The sequence below is a fragment of the Streptomyces sp. NPDC088746 genome (genome assembly GCF_044751065.1).
Classification (GTDB): Bacteria; Actinomycetota; Actinomycetes; order Streptomycetales; family Streptomycetaceae; genus Streptomyces.
Map to the genome: position 1 here is coordinate 83,121 of NZ_JBIVLA010000011.1, position 17,129 is coordinate 100,249.

The 17,129-nt window shown below is 70.0% G+C and carries 15 protein-coding genes; 2 read left to right on the plus strand and 13 right to left on the minus strand.

The window, feature by feature from the left end; translation table 11 throughout:
* Positions 1-158 precede the first annotated feature (158 nt).
* A complete protein-coding gene (locus ACIP63_RS34780) occupies positions 159-1,748 on the plus strand; it encodes an FAD-dependent monooxygenase (RefSeq protein WP_401523997.1) in 1,590 nt (529 codons plus the stop codon).
* Between the two features lie 148 nt (positions 1,749-1,896).
* Here the strand turns inward: ACIP63_RS34780 and ACIP63_RS34785 are convergent, their stop codons facing one another.
* The 5 genes from ACIP63_RS34785 to ACIP63_RS34805 form a co-directional block, all read right to left on the minus strand.
* On the minus strand, positions 1,897-3,501 hold the full coding sequence (locus ACIP63_RS34785; RefSeq protein WP_401524000.1) for an FAD-dependent oxidoreductase: 1,605 nt from the start codon (positions 3,499-3,501) through the stop codon (positions 1,897-1,899).
* 44 nt (positions 3,502-3,545) lie between these two features.
* Entirely contained in the window at positions 3,546-4,577 is a 1,032-nt protein-coding gene (locus ACIP63_RS34790) for a methyltransferase (protein ID WP_401524003.1), read from the minus strand.
* A 199-nt stretch (positions 4,578-4,776) separates the two neighbouring features.
* Positions 4,777-6,360, minus strand: a complete 1,584-nt coding sequence (locus ACIP63_RS34795) for an MDR family MFS transporter (RefSeq protein WP_401524006.1) — start codon at positions 6,358-6,360, stop codon at positions 4,777-4,779.
* Between the two features lie 181 nt (positions 6,361-6,541).
* Positions 6,542-7,519, minus strand: a complete 978-nt coding sequence (locus ACIP63_RS34800; protein ID WP_329239540.1) for a zinc-binding dehydrogenase — start codon at positions 7,517-7,519, stop codon at positions 6,542-6,544.
* Positions 7,520-7,669: 150 nt separating this feature from the next.
* On the minus strand, positions 7,670-9,205 hold the full coding sequence (locus ACIP63_RS34805) for an FAD-dependent monooxygenase (RefSeq protein WP_401524009.1): 1,536 nt from the start codon (positions 9,203-9,205) through the stop codon (positions 7,670-7,672).
* 125 nt (positions 9,206-9,330) lie between these two features.
* Between ACIP63_RS34805 and ACIP63_RS34810 the strand changes: the two genes are divergently transcribed.
* Entirely contained in the window at positions 9,331-9,852 is a 522-nt protein-coding gene (locus ACIP63_RS34810) for a MarR family winged helix-turn-helix transcriptional regulator (protein WP_401524012.1), read from the plus strand.
* 7 nt (positions 9,853-9,859) lie between these two features.
* Here ACIP63_RS34810 and ACIP63_RS34815 read toward each other — a convergent pair whose 3' ends face one another.
* The 8 genes from ACIP63_RS34815 to ACIP63_RS34850 form a co-directional block, all read right to left on the minus strand.
* Positions 9,860-11,473: an FAD-dependent monooxygenase gene (locus ACIP63_RS34815; RefSeq protein ID WP_401524015.1), complete on the minus strand. Its 1,614-nt coding sequence runs from the start codon at positions 11,471-11,473 to the stop codon at positions 9,860-9,862.
* Between the two features lie 81 nt (positions 11,474-11,554).
* A complete protein-coding gene (locus tag ACIP63_RS34820) occupies positions 11,555-12,517 on the minus strand; it encodes a GNAT family N-acetyltransferase (protein WP_401524019.1) in 963 nt (320 codons plus the stop codon).
* A gap of 127 nt (positions 12,518-12,644) precedes the next feature.
* Positions 12,645-12,848, minus strand: a complete 204-nt coding sequence (locus tag ACIP63_RS34825) for a ferredoxin (protein WP_329239526.1) — start codon at positions 12,846-12,848, stop codon at positions 12,645-12,647.
* A 5-nt stretch (positions 12,849-12,853) separates the two neighbouring features.
* A complete protein-coding gene (locus ACIP63_RS34830; protein ID WP_329239523.1) occupies positions 12,854-14,104 on the minus strand; it encodes a cytochrome P450 in 1,251 nt (416 codons plus the stop codon).
* A 65-nt stretch (positions 14,105-14,169) separates the two neighbouring features.
* A complete protein-coding gene (locus ACIP63_RS34835; protein WP_401524024.1) occupies positions 14,170-14,943 on the minus strand; it encodes an SDR family NAD(P)-dependent oxidoreductase in 774 nt (257 codons plus the stop codon).
* On the minus strand, positions 14,940-16,382 hold the full coding sequence (locus tag ACIP63_RS34840) for an FAD-binding oxidoreductase (RefSeq protein ID WP_401524027.1): 1,443 nt from the start codon (positions 16,380-16,382) through the stop codon (positions 14,940-14,942). The genes ACIP63_RS34835 and ACIP63_RS34840 overlap by 4 nt, the downstream gene beginning before the upstream one ends.
* 59 nt (positions 16,383-16,441) lie before the next feature.
* Positions 16,442-16,810: a hypothetical protein gene (locus ACIP63_RS34845; protein ID WP_329239514.1), complete on the minus strand. Its 369-nt coding sequence runs from the start codon at positions 16,808-16,810 to the stop codon at positions 16,442-16,444.
* Between the two features lie 111 nt (positions 16,811-16,921).
* Positions 16,922-17,119, minus strand: a complete 198-nt coding sequence (locus tag ACIP63_RS34850; RefSeq protein ID WP_401524030.1) for an acyl-CoA carboxylase subunit epsilon — start codon at positions 17,117-17,119, stop codon at positions 16,922-16,924.
* Between the last annotated feature and the right edge of the window lie 10 nt (positions 17,120-17,129).

A 17,129-nucleotide genomic window follows, 5' to 3' on the forward strand; every position in this document is an offset into this window, starting at 1 on the left:
CGGTCTGGACGGACCGGACCGTGACCGAAGGCGGCCGAAAGGACGCCGCGGGGCGCGTTCACAGCCCGAGCGGTCCTCTAGCCGAGCGGTGTTCGCTGGCAGGGAGTGTCCGGAACCGCATCGAGACGGAACGGCATCGAGACAAGGGAGCACATCCGGTGGCGGAGCGAACCGACGTACTGATCGTGGGCGGCAGCATGGTGGGCCTGGCGCAGGCCCTGTTCCTGGCCCAGCAGGGCATCCGGTCGATCCTTGTGGAACGCCATGCGCACATCTCGGCACATCCGCGGGCCCAGGCTGCGAGCCCCCGCACGATGGAGCTGATGCGTGCGCTGGGCTTGGAGCAGAAGGTGCGCGCGCAGGAGAATCCGCACGCCCAGTACGGCGACATCCTGCAGGTGGAGTCGCTCACGGGCCGCGAGCTGGGCCGTTTCGACGGGCCGTTCCGTCACGATCCGAACGAGGTCAGTACGACCGGATGGACCTTGATAGGGCAGGACCGCTTCGAGCCCCTGTTGCGTGCCAAGGCCGGGGAGCTGGGGGCGGACATCCGCTTCGCCACCGAGATGGTGCGCTACGAGCAGGACGCCGACGGGGTCACCGCTGTGCTGCGGGATGTGCGGAGCGGCGAAGAGAACACCGTCCGCGCCCCGTACATGGTGGCGGCGGACGGCTTTCGCAGCGCTGTCCGCGAGGGGCTGGGAATCGGCACGCACGGTCAGGGTGTCTTCGGTCGCCAGATGAACGTCATCTTCCACGCGGCGCTCGACGAGTACGTGGCGGACCGCCGGTTCTTCCTCTGCTTCGTCAGCAACGACAAGGTCAAGGGCGTACTCGGCCGGCTCGACGACGCGGACCGCTGGGTGCTGGCGCCGAGCTTGCCTCCGCAGGAGACCCACGCCGAGTACTCCGAGGAGGACTGCGTCGAGATGGTGCGCGCCGCGGTCGGCGTGCCGGATCTGGAGGTGGCCGTCGAGTCGAGCACCAGCTGGGAGGTCGCCGCGCGCATCGCTGACCGGTTCCGCTCCGGACGGGTGTTCCTGACCGGGGACGCGGCCCACGTGATGCCACCCACAGGTGGGTTCGGCGGCAACATGGGGGTGCAGGACGCGCACAATCTGGCGTGGAAGCTGGCGTCGGTCCTGCGTGGGCAGGCCGGTGCCGAACTCTTGGACACCTACGAGCAGGAGCGGGTCCCGGTCGCGGAGTTCACCGTCGAGCAGGGCGTGATCCGCTATCTGCAGCGCAGCGGTCTGGACGAGGAGGTCGCGGCCCGGCACCGGCCGGAGACCACTGTGCTGTTCGGTCATGTCTACCGTTCGGGCGCGGTGCTGCCGGAGTCCGGCGGGGACGAAGGCCCCCTGGTGGAGGACCCGACCCAGCCGTCGGGGCGTCCCGGCACCAGGGCACCGCACTTCCAGCTGCGGGCCGGCGGCGCCGACACCCCGCTGCACGACCTGCTCAAGGGCGGCTGGTGGCTGCTGGCCGGTCCCGATGCCGGGTTGTGGGAGCGGGCGGCCGGACAGGTGTCCCGGCTCACCGGCCTCGTCGTCGACTTTCACGAAGTGGGCGGGGAGGAGCCGGTCGAGGTGACCGAGGGCTTCCTGAAGAAGTACGGGATCACGACCGGCGGCGCCGTGCTCGTCCGCCCGGACGGGTTCGTGGCCTGGCGCTCGGTCGAACAGCCCGCGGACCCGGCGGTCGAGCTGTCGGCCGCCGTTCAGCTGCTGCTCGGGCGCTCGGCCTGAGCAGCAGCCGTAAGGGGCACCGGCCCGCCCGCTCGTCACGGGCCGGCCGCGGCAGCACCGGAGCCGGTCATCCGGCCGGATGACCGAAGACCGGCGCGCCTCCCGGAGATCCGGGAGGCGCGCCGGTCCTGCGTGGGGTTGCCGACGGTCAGGCGAGCCTGAGTATGTCCCGCAGCAGGCCGGTCACGGTCCGGCCGACGTCGCCCTGGAGGCTGCCTTCGGAGCGCCAGGCGACGATGCCGTCGGGGCGGACCAGGACCGCGCCGCCGTCCCCGAGGCCGTAGCGCTCCTTGAAGGTGCCCTCCGTGTCGGAGTAGTCGCCGTTCGCACCGATGCCGCGGACGTTGAGAACCAGACCGAGCTCGCGGCCGGCGTCAGCCGCTGCCGCCCATGGGGCGGCCGGGCCCGCGGTGAGCAGCGTGAAGCCGACCGGGAAGAGATCGACGGTGGAGAACGGGCCGTGGGCGCCCTCGATGACCACGTGCGGGGCACGGGCACCGGGGTGGCCGCTGGGCTTGTCCGGGTTCTCGGTGATGCTCCGGCCCCCGGCGTCGTCGCCGGCGAACGCACCGGCCGGGTAGACATATCCGAAGGTCATCGTCGTCTCGTCGACCAGGTCCTTGGCGACGTCCTGGAACTGCTTGCCCTCGCGGACGGCGAAACGCAGCATCGCCTGACGGACCGTCTCCTGGGCGACCGGACGGCGTTCGGTGTCATATGAGGCGAGCAGCGCCGGCCCGGCCTTGCCCGCGAGCACGAGGGCCAGCTTCCAGGCCAGGTTGTAGGCGTCCTGGATGCCGGTGCTGGCACCGAAGGCGCCGGTCGGCGGCATCACGTGCGCGGCGTCGCCGGCGATGAGGTGGCGGCCGCGTACGAAGGTGTCCGCGACCCGCGCCGAGATGTCCCAGGCCGGCATGTCGACCGACTCGATGGTCAGCGGCAGGTCCGGGACGCCGACCGCGGCGCGGACCAGTTCGACGCAGCGCTCCTGCGTGAAGTCCTCGGCGCTCTGGCCCTTGTCGGGGAAGAAGGAGACGTTGATGACCCACTTGCGGTCGTTGTCGATCGGGATGATCGTGCCCCGGACTTCAGGGTTGTTGACGTAGGCGGCGATGATCTTCCGGCCGCGAAGCGGTTCCTCGAGGTCGGCGTCGAAGAAGAAGCTGACCAGATTGGTGAGGGTGCCGCGGCCGTGGGAACCGATGCCGAGGAGTTCGCGGACCGGGCTGCGGCTGCCGTCCGCGGCGATGACGTACTCGGTGTGCAGCTCGGTGCTTTCGCCGGTGCCGACGTCGGTGAGGGTCGCGGTCACGCCGTCGGCGTCCTCGGTGACGGCGTCCAGACGGGTATGGAAGCGCAGGTCGACGCCGACCTCCTCGGCCCGCTTGCGCAGGATGGGCTCGAGCTGGTTCTGGTCGATCAGGGTCCACCGGGCGGGGCTGATCCGGCCGATGTCCTCGATGGAGGCATTGGGCATGCGGACCCGCTCGTTGCCGGCGAGGGTCTCGACATGTACCAGGTCGGTGTTGCCGGAGATCGGCGAACGGCCTGACCTGACGCGCTCCTCCATGCCCACCGCGCGGTAGAGCTCCATGGTGCGCGGGTTGATGGCCCGGGCCTTGGGGTGGGTGGAGGTCCCGGGGTGACGCTCGACAAGCGTGGACCTCACCCCGTGGTGGGCGAGGAACACGGCGGCGGACAGGCCTGTGAGGCCACCGCCGACGATGAGGACGGGAACGTTCTCCTGGCTCATGCTGCTTCCTTGGGTGGTCGGGTCGGGCGGCTGCGTCCGAGCGGTCATCGCGTGGCGGTGACCAGCGTGTGGGTGCCGAGCAGCGGCTCCGCGGTGCTGCTGGTGAAGCCGGCCTCGGCGAGCCAGGTGCGGACGTCGCCGACGCGGTACTCGGAGCCGTCCTGGCTGACCAGGCGCATGTGCAGGCTGGAGAGCAGGCGTTCGGCGTCGCGACGCTCGTCGTCGATCATCCGGTCGTAGATGAGGACCTGGCCGCCGGGGTTGGTCGCGGAGAAGACGCGGTGCAGCAGATCCCGGCGCCGGTCGGTGTCGAAGCCGTGCAGGATGTGGCCGAGCACGATGACGTCGGCCTTCGGGATGTCGTCCGTGAAGAAGTCGCCGCCGGTGAACCCGATGCGGTCGTTCAGGCCCAGGCGGGTGGTGTGCTCGGTGAAGAGCGGGCGGGTGCGTTCCAGGTCGAAGACCCCTGCCTTGAGGTGCGGGTGTTCCTTGACCAGGACGGAGGCGAGGTTTCCGCGCGCGCCACCGAGATCGACGAAGGACGTGTGGCTGCTCCAGTCGACGGCGCCGGCGATCTCGATGCCCATGCGGTCGCTGTAGGCGTCGAGGCCCGCGAAGAAGCGCTTCATCTTCTCCGGGTCCTTGTGTCGGTCCCCGACGAAGCCGCCCTTGTCGGGGTCGAGGTGCTGCGGGGCTCCGGTGGTGAGAGCCTCGGTGAGCCGCCCCCAGGTGCCGTACAGGGTCTCGTTGGTCAGCTCGACGAAGCCGCCCAGGTAGGTGGCGGTGCCCGGGACGAGGTACGCCTCGGCCAGCGGGCCGTTGCCGTACTGGTCCCCCGTACGCTCCAGCAGGCCCAGGCCGGCCAGCGCGTCGAGGAAGTCGGCGGCCATGCGCCTGTGCAGGCCGGTCGCGGCGACGACGTGGTCCGCACCGGCTGGGCCCTCGGCGAGGGCGGCGAACACGCCGAGGGTCACCGCACTGTGCAGCACCTTGGCTGCGCAGTCCGCGATGGTCAGCTTGATCAGCGGACCGGGGTCGACCGCCGCGGCCGTCGTACGGTCATCGGTCGTTGTCACGCGAGCCTCCTAGCGAGCCGTGAGGGACCGCTTCGGTCCTCCTCCTGACGATGGCCGGTTCGCGTGGAGTCCCGCTCGAAGCGCTCTGAAGCGCGAGCGTCCGGTGCCTGCCCCGGGCACGCCGAAAGTGCCGCCCCTGCCGCGGATCGCGGTGGGGGCGGCACTTCCGGCCTTGAGTCACATACGGGGGATGATGTGATCAGGCCGTTTCGGGGGTGCTGTCGGCGGAGGCCGGGCCGTCGGCCTGTTGGTCCCCGCCGTGGTGGCGGGACCGGAGCTCGAGGTTCTTCATGAGCAGGGTGAGGACCAGGCCGAGCGCGAGGATCGGCACCGCGGCGGTGAACACCGGGGTGAGCGAGGCGGAGTACGACTCCTCGATGGCGCTGCGCACCGGGGCGGCGAGCGTGTCCAGGACCTCGTTCGAGGAGAGCGAGTTGTGTTCGATGCCGTTGAGCGCGCCGGCCGGCACGCGGGTGGCGAGCTCGTCGGTGAGGCGGCCGTAGAAGATGGCGGCGAAGAGCGAGATCCCTATCGACGTGCCGAAGGAGCGGCCGAAGGTCACGGTGCCGGAGACAGCTCCCATGTCCTGCGGGGGCGCGGTGTTCTGGGCGGCCTGTGTGAAGACCTGGGCGGAGAGACCTGAGGCGAAGCCGAAGACGGCCATGTAGAGGATGGCGAGGGCGCGCGGGGTCTCGGTGTCCATGGTGGACAGCAGGAGAGCGCCGACGATGCCGAGGGCCATGCTCAGGACGGGAAAGACCTTGTACCTGCCGGTCCTGCCGATGATCTTGCTGGAGCCGACGGAGGAGAGCACGAGGCCCAGCATCATCGGCAGCAGGATGAAGCCGGACGTGGTGGGGCTGGCACCGGTGACAACCTGGACGTACAGGGCGAGGAACTGCACGGCGCCGACGAAGACGATGCCGCAGATGATGGTGCCGAGCAGCGAGATGGTGAAGGTGGAGTCCCTGAAGAGGCGCAGCGGCACGATCGGCTCCACGGCGGTGGACTCCGCCTTGATGAACAGGCCGAGGAACAGCAGGGTGCCGAGGCCGAGGCCGATGATCTGCGGAGAGGTCCATGCGTACTCGACACCACCCCATGACGTGAGGAGGGTGAGGGCGATGATGGCCCCGGAAAGGGTGACGATACCGGCGTAGTCGAGCTTGGCCACCCCGCGGACCGTCCTGGGCAGGTGCAGGTACCTGACGAGCAGGACGACGATCACGGCGCCGACAGGCAGGTTGACCAGGAAGACCCAGTGCCAGCTGAGCGCGTCGGTCAGCATGCCGCCGATCGCGGGGCCGGCGAGGGAGGCCCCGGCGAAGACCATGCCGAACATGCCGTAGTACTTGGCGCCTTCACGCGGGGTGAACAGTTCACCGATGATGGCGAGGACGGAGACGAACAGGCCTCCGGCACCCAGACCCTGCACGACGCGGAAGACGATGAGCTGCTCCATGGAGCCGGCCGCGCCCGCGAGCGCGGAGCCCAGCAGGAACAGGCCCATCGCCGAGAGGTAGGTGACCTTTCGGCCGAAGAGATCGCCGAGCTTGCCGTAGACCGGCGTGGTGACGCTGGAGGCGATGACGTAGGCGATGGTCACCCACGCGAAGAGGTCGATACCGCCGAGGTCACCCGCGATGCGGGGCAGGGCGGTGGCGACGATCTGCAGGTCGAGGATGGCCACGAAGGCGGAGAGCATGCAGGCGACCATGACCGGGGTGGTCCTGGTGCCGGAGGGGTGCAGGCCCCCGGGTACCTGAGCAGTGGGAGCGGGCAAGGTGGTGCCGCCTTTCGGATCGGTGTGTGCTCCCCGTCGCACCGGCCGCTCGAAGCGGGTCGGCGTCACCTGGCTCTTGGCCCCGAAAAGGGCTCAGGGGAATGTCGTGCTCTTTACTGCGGGACCGAGAGGGCGGCTGACCTGTCCTGGCTGACCGGTCGGCCGCCTGCTCAGCGGCGTCTCAGGGAACGAGAACGATCTTGCCGAGCTGCGCGCGCGCCTCCAGGAGCTCGTGAGCCTTGACGGCCTCGTCGAGCGGAAGGCGGTCGTGCACGATCGGCTTCACCTGGCCGGAAGCGATGAGCTCGAACAGGTGGCGCCGCCCCTCGGCGACGGCGTCCTGCTTGTTGTAGAGCATCGCGTAGAGGCTGAAGCCCGCAACGTTCTTCATTCGGGACAGGGCGAGGGTGGGCAGATCCGGGATGTCGCCGGAGGCCGAACCGTAGAAGACGAGGGTGCCGAACTGGGCGGTGATGCCCAGGGATTTCAGCAGGACGTCGCCGCCGACGGTCTCGAGGACGATGTCGGCGCCGCGGCCGTCGGTGGCGGCGAGGACCTGGTCGGTCCAGTCCTCGTCGCTGTAGTTGATGGTGACGTCGGCGCCGAGTTCGCGCGCGAAGTCGAGCTTGGCCTGGGTACTGGCGGTGGCGATGACCTTGCCGGCGCCGAGAGCCTTGGCGATCTGGACGGCCAGGTGGCCGACACCGCCGGAGGCCGCGTCGACCAGGATGGTCTGGCCGGGCTGGAGGCGGCCGGCTTCCCTGATCGCGTGGTACGCGGTCTGGGCCGGGCTGGGCAGGAGGGTCGCCGCGGCGGCGTCGAGGTCCTGCGGGATCTTGATGAGCCAGTCGGTCCCGGCGACGACGTAGTCGGCGTAGGCACTCTGGTCGATGTCGCCGACGACGCGGTCACCGACGGCGAAGCCGGTGACGCCGTCACCGACCGCCTCGATCGTGCCGGCGACATCGCCGCCGGGCGCACCGGGAAGCCCGGCGTGGCCGCCGATCGGAATGCCCTGACGGCGCTGGACCTCGGCGAAGGTGACTCCGATGGCCTCGGCGCGGATCAGGACCTGGCCCGTCCCGGGCTGCGGCTTCTCCACCTCTTCGAGGCGCAGTACGGACGGTGCGCCGTGCTCGTAGTGGCGGATGATTCGCATGATTTCTCCAAACAGGTTTCCGTCGGGCCGTCGCGGGTCGCTGTCGCCCAGCCCGGATACATGTGCATGCTTGCATGCATTTGATTGTCGGTCCACATCTTTTGAGTGATGCGGGCATTCTTTGCCAGTCCCTTACGGACGGCGACCGGGTCAGCTGAAGACCGCACGGGTCGGGTCGGTGACTCCGGCCCAGGTCTCGATGGCCGTACGCAGGCCCTCGGCGATCTCGGCAGGCGAGGCACTGCGGTCCGCGGCCCAGGCGACGTAACCGTCGGGGCGAATGAGCACACCGGCCAGCTCCGGCTCGTCCTCGCACTCGGCGACGACTCGGAGGACACGGCCGGCCCAGTCGAGCGGCGCGGCCCACTTCTCGTACTCCTCGGCGATCTCCGGCCGGCCGGCCAGGTCGAGCAGGACGAAGTTGCCGCGGCGCAGGAACTTCGGGAGGGTCTCGACCTTCTCCTCGGTCCTGAGCCTCAGGTCGCGGGCGAAGTCGCCGAGCAGCCGGTGCGCGGGACCCGGCAGGTCGTAGCGGACTCGTACACCGCTGAGCATCTCGGCGACATGACGGTTGACCTGATCCTTCTGCATGAGGTCCTGGAAGAGCTCGCGCAGCTGGGTGACGTAGGGGTCGGGGTTCATCAGCGCGATCTGGGCGCGGGTGTTGGCCAGCACCTGACGCGCAGGCTCCTGGCGCTCCTCGTCGTATGTGTCGAGCAGCCCCTCTCCACCCCAGCCGTTGATGTCGGCGCAAAGCTTCCAGCCGAGGTTGAGCGCGTCCTGCAGGCCCAGGTTGACCCCCTGGCCGCCGACCGGGAAGTGGGTGTGGGCGGCATCGCCGGCGAGCAGGATGCGGCCCCTGCGGTAGGTCTCGGCCTGGCAGGCGGAGTCGGTGAACCAGGAGAGCCAGCGCGGCTCGGAGGCGCCCATGTCGTCGCCCCAGACCTCGCGGACGCTGTCCTTGAACTCCTCGAAGCCGAGCTCGGTGCCCGCTTCCTTGCCCTTCTCGAAGTCGAAGGTGGCCACGCGGTGGTACTTCTCGTCGAGCGGCACACAGAAGAGCAGCCCGCGCTCGGTGCGCTCCATGCCCATGGGGGCGTTCTCACGGTCGGCGAGGACGACGTCGGCCAGCCGCGCGGTGACGCGGCCACCGGTGCCGGGGAAGGCGATCGCCGCGGACCTGCGGACCAGACTGCGGCCGCCGTCGGTTCCGACGACGTACTGCGCGCGCAGGGTGTACGACCCCTCAGGGCCGATGACGTCGACCTCGGCGCCGTCCTGGTCCTGACGGACGGCCGTGACCTCGTGGCCGCGGCGGATCGTGCAGCCGAACTCCTCGGCGCGCTCTTCGAGCAGGCGCTCGGTCCGGGTCTGCTCGGAGAGCAGGGCGTAGTTGTGGGCACTGTCCAGGAGCGAGAAATCGACCCAGACGTCGAGGCCCGCGAAGTGACCGTTGCTCCACGAGCGGGCACCGTCGCGGAAGCGGTCGGCCAGACCTCGGCGATCGAGGGACTCCAGCGAGCGCGCGTGCAGCCCGAACGCCTTGGAGTGGGGGGTGCGCTCGGTGAGCTTCTCCAGTACGACGGCCTTGGCGCGGCCGATACGGAGCTCGGAGGCGAGCAGCATGCCCACCGGGCCGCCGCCGACGATGATCACGTCGAAGTCGAAGTCCTTGGTGTCCGGCATTGCGATCCTTCCAGGGGGATGGAGGTGGTTTTGATCGGAGGAAAATTATATGCTTGACAACATGCAACAGATTGCGAGCATACACATGCTCGCTGTCCTCAATCGCCGCGCCTAGGATGTTTGCCATGGAGACCTCGACCACCAGGCAGAAGCCCACCCAGCTCCCGTCCACGCAGGGCCCACTGGCCGCCGTGGACCCGCTCGACGCGGTCGGTCCGGCCTTCTCGCGGCTGCGCCGTGCTTCAGCGCTGAACGTGGAGAGTCCGGTGTCCCGGAAGGACATGACACGGACGCTGGTGCTCAACATCGTGGACGAGGGACCCGAGCACGACGGGCAGGAGATCACCGTCGGCGTCGTCGCCGAGCGGCTGGCCGTGGACCCCTCCGTGGCCAGCCGCATGGTCACCGACTGCATCTCCGCCGGATATCTGATCCGCGCCGCCTCTCAGCAGGACGGGCGCCGCACGATCCTGCAGATGACGGACGAGGGACTGGCGATGCTGGCGGCCTTCCGCCGGCATCAGCGGGCGGCCTTCGAGTTCATCACCCGGGACTGGCCCGATGACGAACGTCAGCAGCTCGCCCGTCTGCTGATCAAGTACGTCGACTCGGTCGCGCAGGCACAGAGTGCCTCCGCCCACAGCTGACCTCCGGTCATCGCGCCAGAACGGTGCGCAGCACCGCTCCGAGCGCCCTGCCCCGCTCACCGGCGGGGACGCCCTCACGTGTACGCCAGGCGACGATGCCGTCGGGGCGGACCAGCACGGCGCCCGCCGCGCCCACTCCGTACGCCTCGGCCCAGCGGCCCTCCACGTCGGTCAGCGCACCCTCCCCGGCGGCCGGTGCGATGTGGTGAAAGGTGAGGTCCAGACCCAGCTCCGATGCAGCCGTTGCGGCCGCCTCCGCCCAGGATCCGCCCTCGGCCCCGGCAAGCAGCACGAAGCCGTCGCCGAACAGGTCGAGCGTGGTCACCGGCGCGTCGTCGCGCTCCAGCACCACATACGGGGCGCGAGTGCCCGGCTCGCCGCGCAGATCACGCGGATCGGAGGTCAGCGGCAGCCGCTCCGCGCCCTCCTCGTCGACGAACGCACCGGAAGGGTAGGCCTGTCCCATGGTGACGCGCATCGCGTCGTGAGTGGCGGCCCGCTGTTCCTCGGTCGCGGTCCGGGACCGTACGGCGAGCTGAAGTGACCCCTGCTGCGCGGTGTACACGCCGACCGGCCGGCGCTCGTCCTGGTACGTGTCCAGCAGCGCACGGCCGGCGGTGCCCTCGAGTACCGAAGCCAGTTTCCAGCTCAGGTTGAAGGCGTCGGCGATGCCGGTGTTGGCGCCGTACCCCCCGGTGGGCGGGATCTGGTGGGCGGCGTCGCCCGCGATGAGTACACGGCCGTGCACGAAGTCGCCGGTGACCAGCTCCGCCATGTCCCACGGGAAACGGGAGCGGATGGTGACTTCGACCTCGTCCGAGCCGATGGCGGCGGAGACCAGTTCGGTGCAGCGGGCGTCGGTGAAATCGTCCAGCCCCTCGCCCTTCGCAGGGTCGTAGCCGACGATCAGAGTGCCCTCGGTGAGGGTGTCGTCGTGAACGAGGATGCCCGTGACCTTGTTGTTCTCGACGTGGACCACGCTGTAGCGGCGTTCACCCAGCACTGCGCCGAAGTCCGCGCCGAACGCGATACTCACGTGCCGGGAGAGCACGCCCCGGCCTTCCCGCTCGGCCCCGAGGGACTCGCGCACGGAGCTGCGCGGCCCGTCGGCCGCCACCAGGTAGTCGGCTGCCACAGCGGTCTCACTGCCGTCGGCGCCGCGGACGACGGCGCTGACCCCCTCGTCGTCCTGGGTGAAGGAGAGGAGCTCGGTGCTGAACCGCAGGTCGGCACCGAGCTCCTCGGCGCGGGCGCGCAGGATCGGCTCCAGGCGGTCCTGGGGCAGCAGCAGCAGCGTGGAGGGGGTCAGGTCCGCGAGCTCGTCTCCGCCCTCCAGTTCCTCCTTGGCGAAGAAGACCTTGCCCGAGAGGGACTCGACGCCCGCGCGGGTCTTGTGCTTCTCGAAGCCGGCGGCGGCGGCCTTGGCGGCTTCCTCCACACCGACCGTGGCCAGCAGCTCGGCGGTGCGCGGGTAGTAGCCGACCGCGCGGGGGTGGATGGAGGTGCTGGGATGCCGTTCGACCAAGGTGACCGGCACCTTGTGATGGGCGAGGAAGACGGCGGTGGACAGGCCGACGAGGCTGCCACCGACGATCAGTACACGTGCGCCGCTGCTACTCACAGAGAACCCCTCTCGCGGTTTCCGGTCTGTGCGGATCGTGGCAGTGACCGGTGGACCAGAACTCGAACTTCCCTCGGGAGCTCATGCCTTGACCGAGTACGTCGACCAGGAGCTGTCCGCGACGAAGCCGAGGCGCCGGTTGAGAGCGAGGACGGCGTCGTTGCGTACGTCGTTCCACGCCTGCACCAGGGCGAGGTGGGGGTTCTCGACCGCGGTCCGGGCGATGAGACCGGCTTTGATCCAGGTACCCATGCCCTGGCGGCGCCTGTCGGTGAGGACCAGAGTCTCCCCCGCATCGGCCATCGGGCTGTCGCGGACGAAGAGGGTGGCATACCCGGCGATCTCGCCGGTGGCCGTGTCGACGGCAGCGGTCACGTACTGACGGTGTCCGGCGCGCGCTGCCTCGGCCTCGCGGGAGCGGACGTCGGCGGAGGTGGGGGCACGGACCTCCGCCTGGCCGTTGACGGGCACGTCCAGGGCACCCCATGCGCGGGCGTAGAGGCCGACCAGCGCATCGGGGCAGCGGTCGCTCCAGTGGACAAGCCGGTGGCCCGGCACCGCACGGTCGGCAAGCTCGTCGACGCCGGCACGGGCCGGGCCCTTCAAGAAGAGCCGGTTGCGCAGGTTGGTGCCGTGCAGCTCGGCGCCGCAGGTGGCGGCGAAGGCCTCCGCGGCCGGGGTGCGGGGGGCGTCGACCATCAGGCGGTCCCGGCCTCGGGTGCGCAGTTCGGCACGAGCGGCATCGACGAGGGCGGTACCCGCGCCACGGCGGCGACAGGACGGGAAGACCCACAGCGAGCCGTGGCCGGGTCCGTTCGGCACACCGAGGTCGAGGCCGAGCTTGGTGCAGCCGGCCGGCCGGTCACCGTCGAAGGCCGCGAGCACGATCCGGTCGGCGCCGTGGCGGCGTTGAAGCAGCCGGGCCAGCAAGGCCTGCGACACCGGCGGATCGCCGGGCAGTTCGAGGCTCATCGTCTCCTGGAAGCCCGGCAGGAGGAGGGCGATCGTGGCGGGATCGTCGCCGTCTAGGCTGCGAATGTCCATGGATTCATCGTTGCCGGGACCACTTGAGGTTCCGTCAAGAACGGCTCGGGGCGCGGACGCCGCACCGTCCGTGCCCCGAGCCGTCGAGGGTGGCCTGCCGGGCTCACGTGGCCCGGCAGGCGCGTGGTCACGCGTCCTCCGTCTCCTTGATGGTGATGGCTCGCACCGGGCATGCCCGGACAGCCTCGCGCACCAGCGGCTCGCCGCCGCCGTCCTCACGGCCGGGGATGACGGTGGACAGTCCGTCCTCGTCCTGTTCGAAGACGGAGGGCACGGTGACGGCACATTGGGCGGAGCCGATGCACCGGTCGGAGTCGACCGAGATGTGCACGGCGGCTACCAGGTGACAGGGAGCTCGGAGACTCCCTGGAGTACGTAGGGCGCGTTGACCGGCACCTCGTCGGCGGGGACCGCGAGTTCCAGCGTCGGCACCCTGCGGAACAGGGTCGCCAGGGCGATCTCCATCTCGGCGCGGGCCAGGTTCTGGCCGATGCACTGATGGATGCCGTACCCGAATGCGACGTGGCGGCCGGAAGGCCGGAAGATGTCCAGGTCGTCGGCGCCCTCGAAGGAGCCGGGGTCCCGGTTCATCAGCATCGTCGAAAGGATCACCCCGTCCCCGGCCTTGATGAGGTGGCCCTCGATCTCGATGTCCTCCTTGGCCACGCGCATCAGCATGTCGCCGATGGATGTGAACCGCATCAGCTCGTCCACGGCCTGGGGCATCAGGGACTCGTCGGAGCGCAGCGCCTCCAACTGTTCCGGGTGGGCCAGCAGCGCCATCGTGGAAAGGGCGATCATGTTGGACGTCGTCTCGTGGCCGGAGACCAGCAGGACCGTGGCGATCATCGCGAGTTCCTGACGGTCGACCTTGCCCTCGTCCAGCTGGCGGGCGATCAACTCGTCGAGCAGGGTGTCTCCGGGTTCGGCCTGCTTGCGGCTGATCAGGTCGTCGAGGTACGCGAGGATCTCGGTGAAGGCCGTCTGCGCCTGTGCCGCCTGCTCCTGGCCGGATGAGGAAAGCACGTGCCGCGAGCGCTCGTCGAAGTAGTGGTGGTCCTCGTACGGGACGCCCAGCAGCATGCAGATGACGGCGGACGGCATCGGCAGCGCGTACTCGCTGAGCAGGTCGACGGTGACGCCCGGGCCCTTGGCCAGCATCTTGTCGAGCAGCTCGTCGGCGTACTTCTGGATCGCCGGGCGCAGGGCGTTGACCTGGCGGACGCCGAAGCTGGGCAGCACCGTGCGGCGCTGGCGGGCGTGCACCGGGTCGTCGACGCCGACCAGCGGGGGCGCGGCGGCCTGCTGGCGCTGGGCCTCGATCCGGGGCGCGAGCAGTGGGAAGTTCGGGTCGAGGACATCGGAGGAGAGCCGGCCGTCCGGGAACAGCCTGCGGCCGAGCTCGTTGCCGGTGATCAGCCAGGCGATGCGCCCGTTCCAGAGGGTGACCCGGGAGATGGGGCCCTTCTCCCGGAGCTGCTCGTAGCCGGGCGGCATCTGGTAGGGGCAGGTGCGCCCGATCGGATAGGCGGGGGCGTCCTCGGGTCCGTCCGCCAGCGTCTTCGTCTCGTCGAGTGTGTCGGTCATCGGAGCTCCTGGGTGTGCGGCCGGTGGGCCGGGCGTTACGGCTGGGCGAGGATTCAAGACGGGCTTCACAGCCCACCGGTGACACGCAGGGCCTCGCCGTGGACGTTTCCGTTGGCGGCGGAGCCGAGGAAGACGACCGTGCGCGCGACGTCCTCGGGAGTGTTCATCCGGCCCGAGGGAAGGGATCTGGCCTTGTTCTCCAGAAAGGGCGGCGAGGCGTGCGTGAGCACGTTCTCGGTAAGGGTCTGACCGGGCACGACCTCGTTCACCAGGATCCCGGCGGGGCCGAGTTCCCAGGCGAGACTGCGCACCAGCCCGTGCAGGGCGGCCTTGCCGGCTCCGTATGCGCCCGCGCCCGTCATGCCGGTGTCCGCGAGGCCGGCGCCGATCAGCACGATGCGGCCCCACTCCCGACCGCGCATGAGGGGCAGCACGGCTTGGACCGTGTGGAAGACGGCATCCACGGAGGTGCGCAGGACCCGCTGCCACTGCTGGGGCGGGACGTCCTCGAAGGCGGGCATCTGCCGGCCGGGCCGCGGAATCGCGTCGCCCCACTCGACCGCGCCGGCGACCAGGACGTCGAGCCCGCCCCACTCGGCGCCCACCGCGGCGACCGCGGCCCGTATGGAGTCCTCGTCACCGAGGTCGTAGCGAACCACGTACGGGATGCCGCCGGCAGCAGCGACCTGATCGGCTGTCTCCTTCGCTCCCGCCTCGTCGGAGTGGTAAGTGATCGCAACCCGTGCGCCCTCCGCCGCGTAGGCGAGAGCCGTGGCCCGGCCGATGCCGCGAGAAGCACCGGTGACGAGCACCGCCTTGTCCGTCAGTCCTGTCTTCATCGTCCTGCTTTCGTCGTCTGCTGACCGCGCTTCCGGCCGGAGTCGATGCTTCGGCCGTGCCGGAAGAAGCCGTCGGGGTCGTAGGCCTGCTTGATCTCGCGCAGTCGGGCGGCGTTCTCCCCGTAGTGGTCGGTCTCCCAGCCGGCCTGCGTCCGGGAACTGGGGAAGTTGATGTAGGAGCCGGTGGCCAGCGGGGCAAGGGCCGCGCCGCACCGGTCGGCCCACGCGTCGAGCCCGGCCGGGCCCTGCGCGGCCGCCGCTGCGTCGCGGGTGGCCATCTGGAAGCCCGTCAGGAACTGGGCTTCACGGTGCACATAGGCGGTTTCGGTGCGGCCGACCCGGTTGGCGGCACCGCCGAGCGCGATGCACAGCAGGTAGCGCTCGTCGTCCAGGCCGGGGTCCCACGCCTGCAGCAGGGACTCGGCCTCGGTGCGCGTGACGGCCCTGCCGGTGAGGCGGTAGGCCTGTCGGGTGTAGGGGTGCCGGTGGCCGACCGCATCCGGGTGGGTACCGGTGCGGTGGCACTGCTGGACGGTCTTGGACCCGCACAGCGCCTCGTGCATGACGTCGGCGTACGCTCCGGGCGCCGAGACCTCGCGGTGCACGGGCTTGACGCCCGCGCGATCGGTGAGCGCGTCAAGGGCGCGTTCGAGTTCCTCGGACGCGCCGTGGTGCACACCCCAGGCCTTGACGACCGGCTCGCCGCCGGGCCCGAAGATGCCCGGCAGCACCACGAGGGAGGTGCCGAGGTCCTCCGATTCCTCGACGGCCCAGGACTGCCAGGCAGCCAGCACATCGGCGGCGTCCCTGAAGGACCAGAGCGTCTCGAAGCCGGTCAGGCGCGGGGCGTCGACAGGGCGCAGTTCGAATTGGGTGACGATGCCGAAGTTCCCACCGCCGCCGCCCCGCAAGGCCCAGAACAGGTCCGGATGCTCGTCCGCCGACGCGCGCACGGTCCGGCCGTCGGCGAGGACGACCTGCGCCGAGACGATGTGGTCGCTCGCGACGCCGAACTTGCGGGTCTGCCAGCCCAGCCCGCCACCGCTGAGGAAACCGCCCTGTCCGACCGTGGGGAACGTACCGGTGATGATCTGGCGGCCGTGCGGTTTGAGGGCGTCGAGCGCGTCGAGCGACTGTATGCCGGCCCCGATGCGGACGTTGGGGCCGTCCACCGCGGCTCGGTTCATGCGGGACAGGTCGATGACCAGGCCGGTGCCGGTGGACCAGCCGTTGAAGCTGTGGCCTGCTCCCCGGACGTGCGCCGCGATACCGGTCTCCCGCGCGTGGCGTACGCAGGCCAGGACGTCCTGAGGGGTTGCGCAGTAGGCGACGCCGTAGGGCGTGACCGAGTCGTACTCGGTGTTCTGCAACTGCTTGGCCAGCTGGTACCCCGGATCGGAGGGGAGAACGAGCTCGCCTTTGAGTTCATCGCGCAGCATGGGAGTGTTTCCTCCGTGAGTCACCGGTCCGGGGTACGGGGCTTGTCCGGCGCCCCGGCCTACTTGTCGACGCCGAACTTGCGGGCGGCGACCTTCGAGCCCTCGTGGCCTCGCAGGAGGTCGCCGGAGGGTGAGTAGAAGTTGGCTCCGCCGGTGCCCTCCCAGTGGTCCTCGGAGAGGAACTCACCGGTGACGAAGACGTGCGCCTCGCCGACGTGCTCGCCCTGCGGGTTCACGGCGAGGATGTGGAAGTTGTACTGGAAGGAGTCCTTTCCGGTGGACTCCCAGTTGCCCAGGCCGATGTTCTTGGCGTTGACCTGGTAGCAGGTGACGCCGCCGTCACCCGTGAAGGATGCGAGTCCGAACACGGACTTGCCGTCGTCCTCCAGCTCGGTGGTCCAGGTTCCGACAAGCCTGGCGTCGGTCATGGTGGGTCTCTCCTGACGTGGGTCCGGTTCGCGTGGTGTGCCATGGGTACGGTTCCGTCCCGGGCTGGAGCGGCACTTGAACGGGCCTGCAGCCGGGCGTGGAGCCGGAGATCATCTGCCGCGCCACATGCCGGTGGACGGGTGCCGGCCACGGTCCGGTCGGTGCCAGCCGGCCCCGGTCTTCTCCGGCGTCGTCCTCGCGGCCTGCCCGACGGCAGCCACGCGGCTCAGGACGGTCACCAGAACCGTGGTGAGGGCGGCTGTCTCCTCCACGGTGGGGGCGCCCTTGGTGATGTGCCAGGTCGTCATGGTCGTCGCC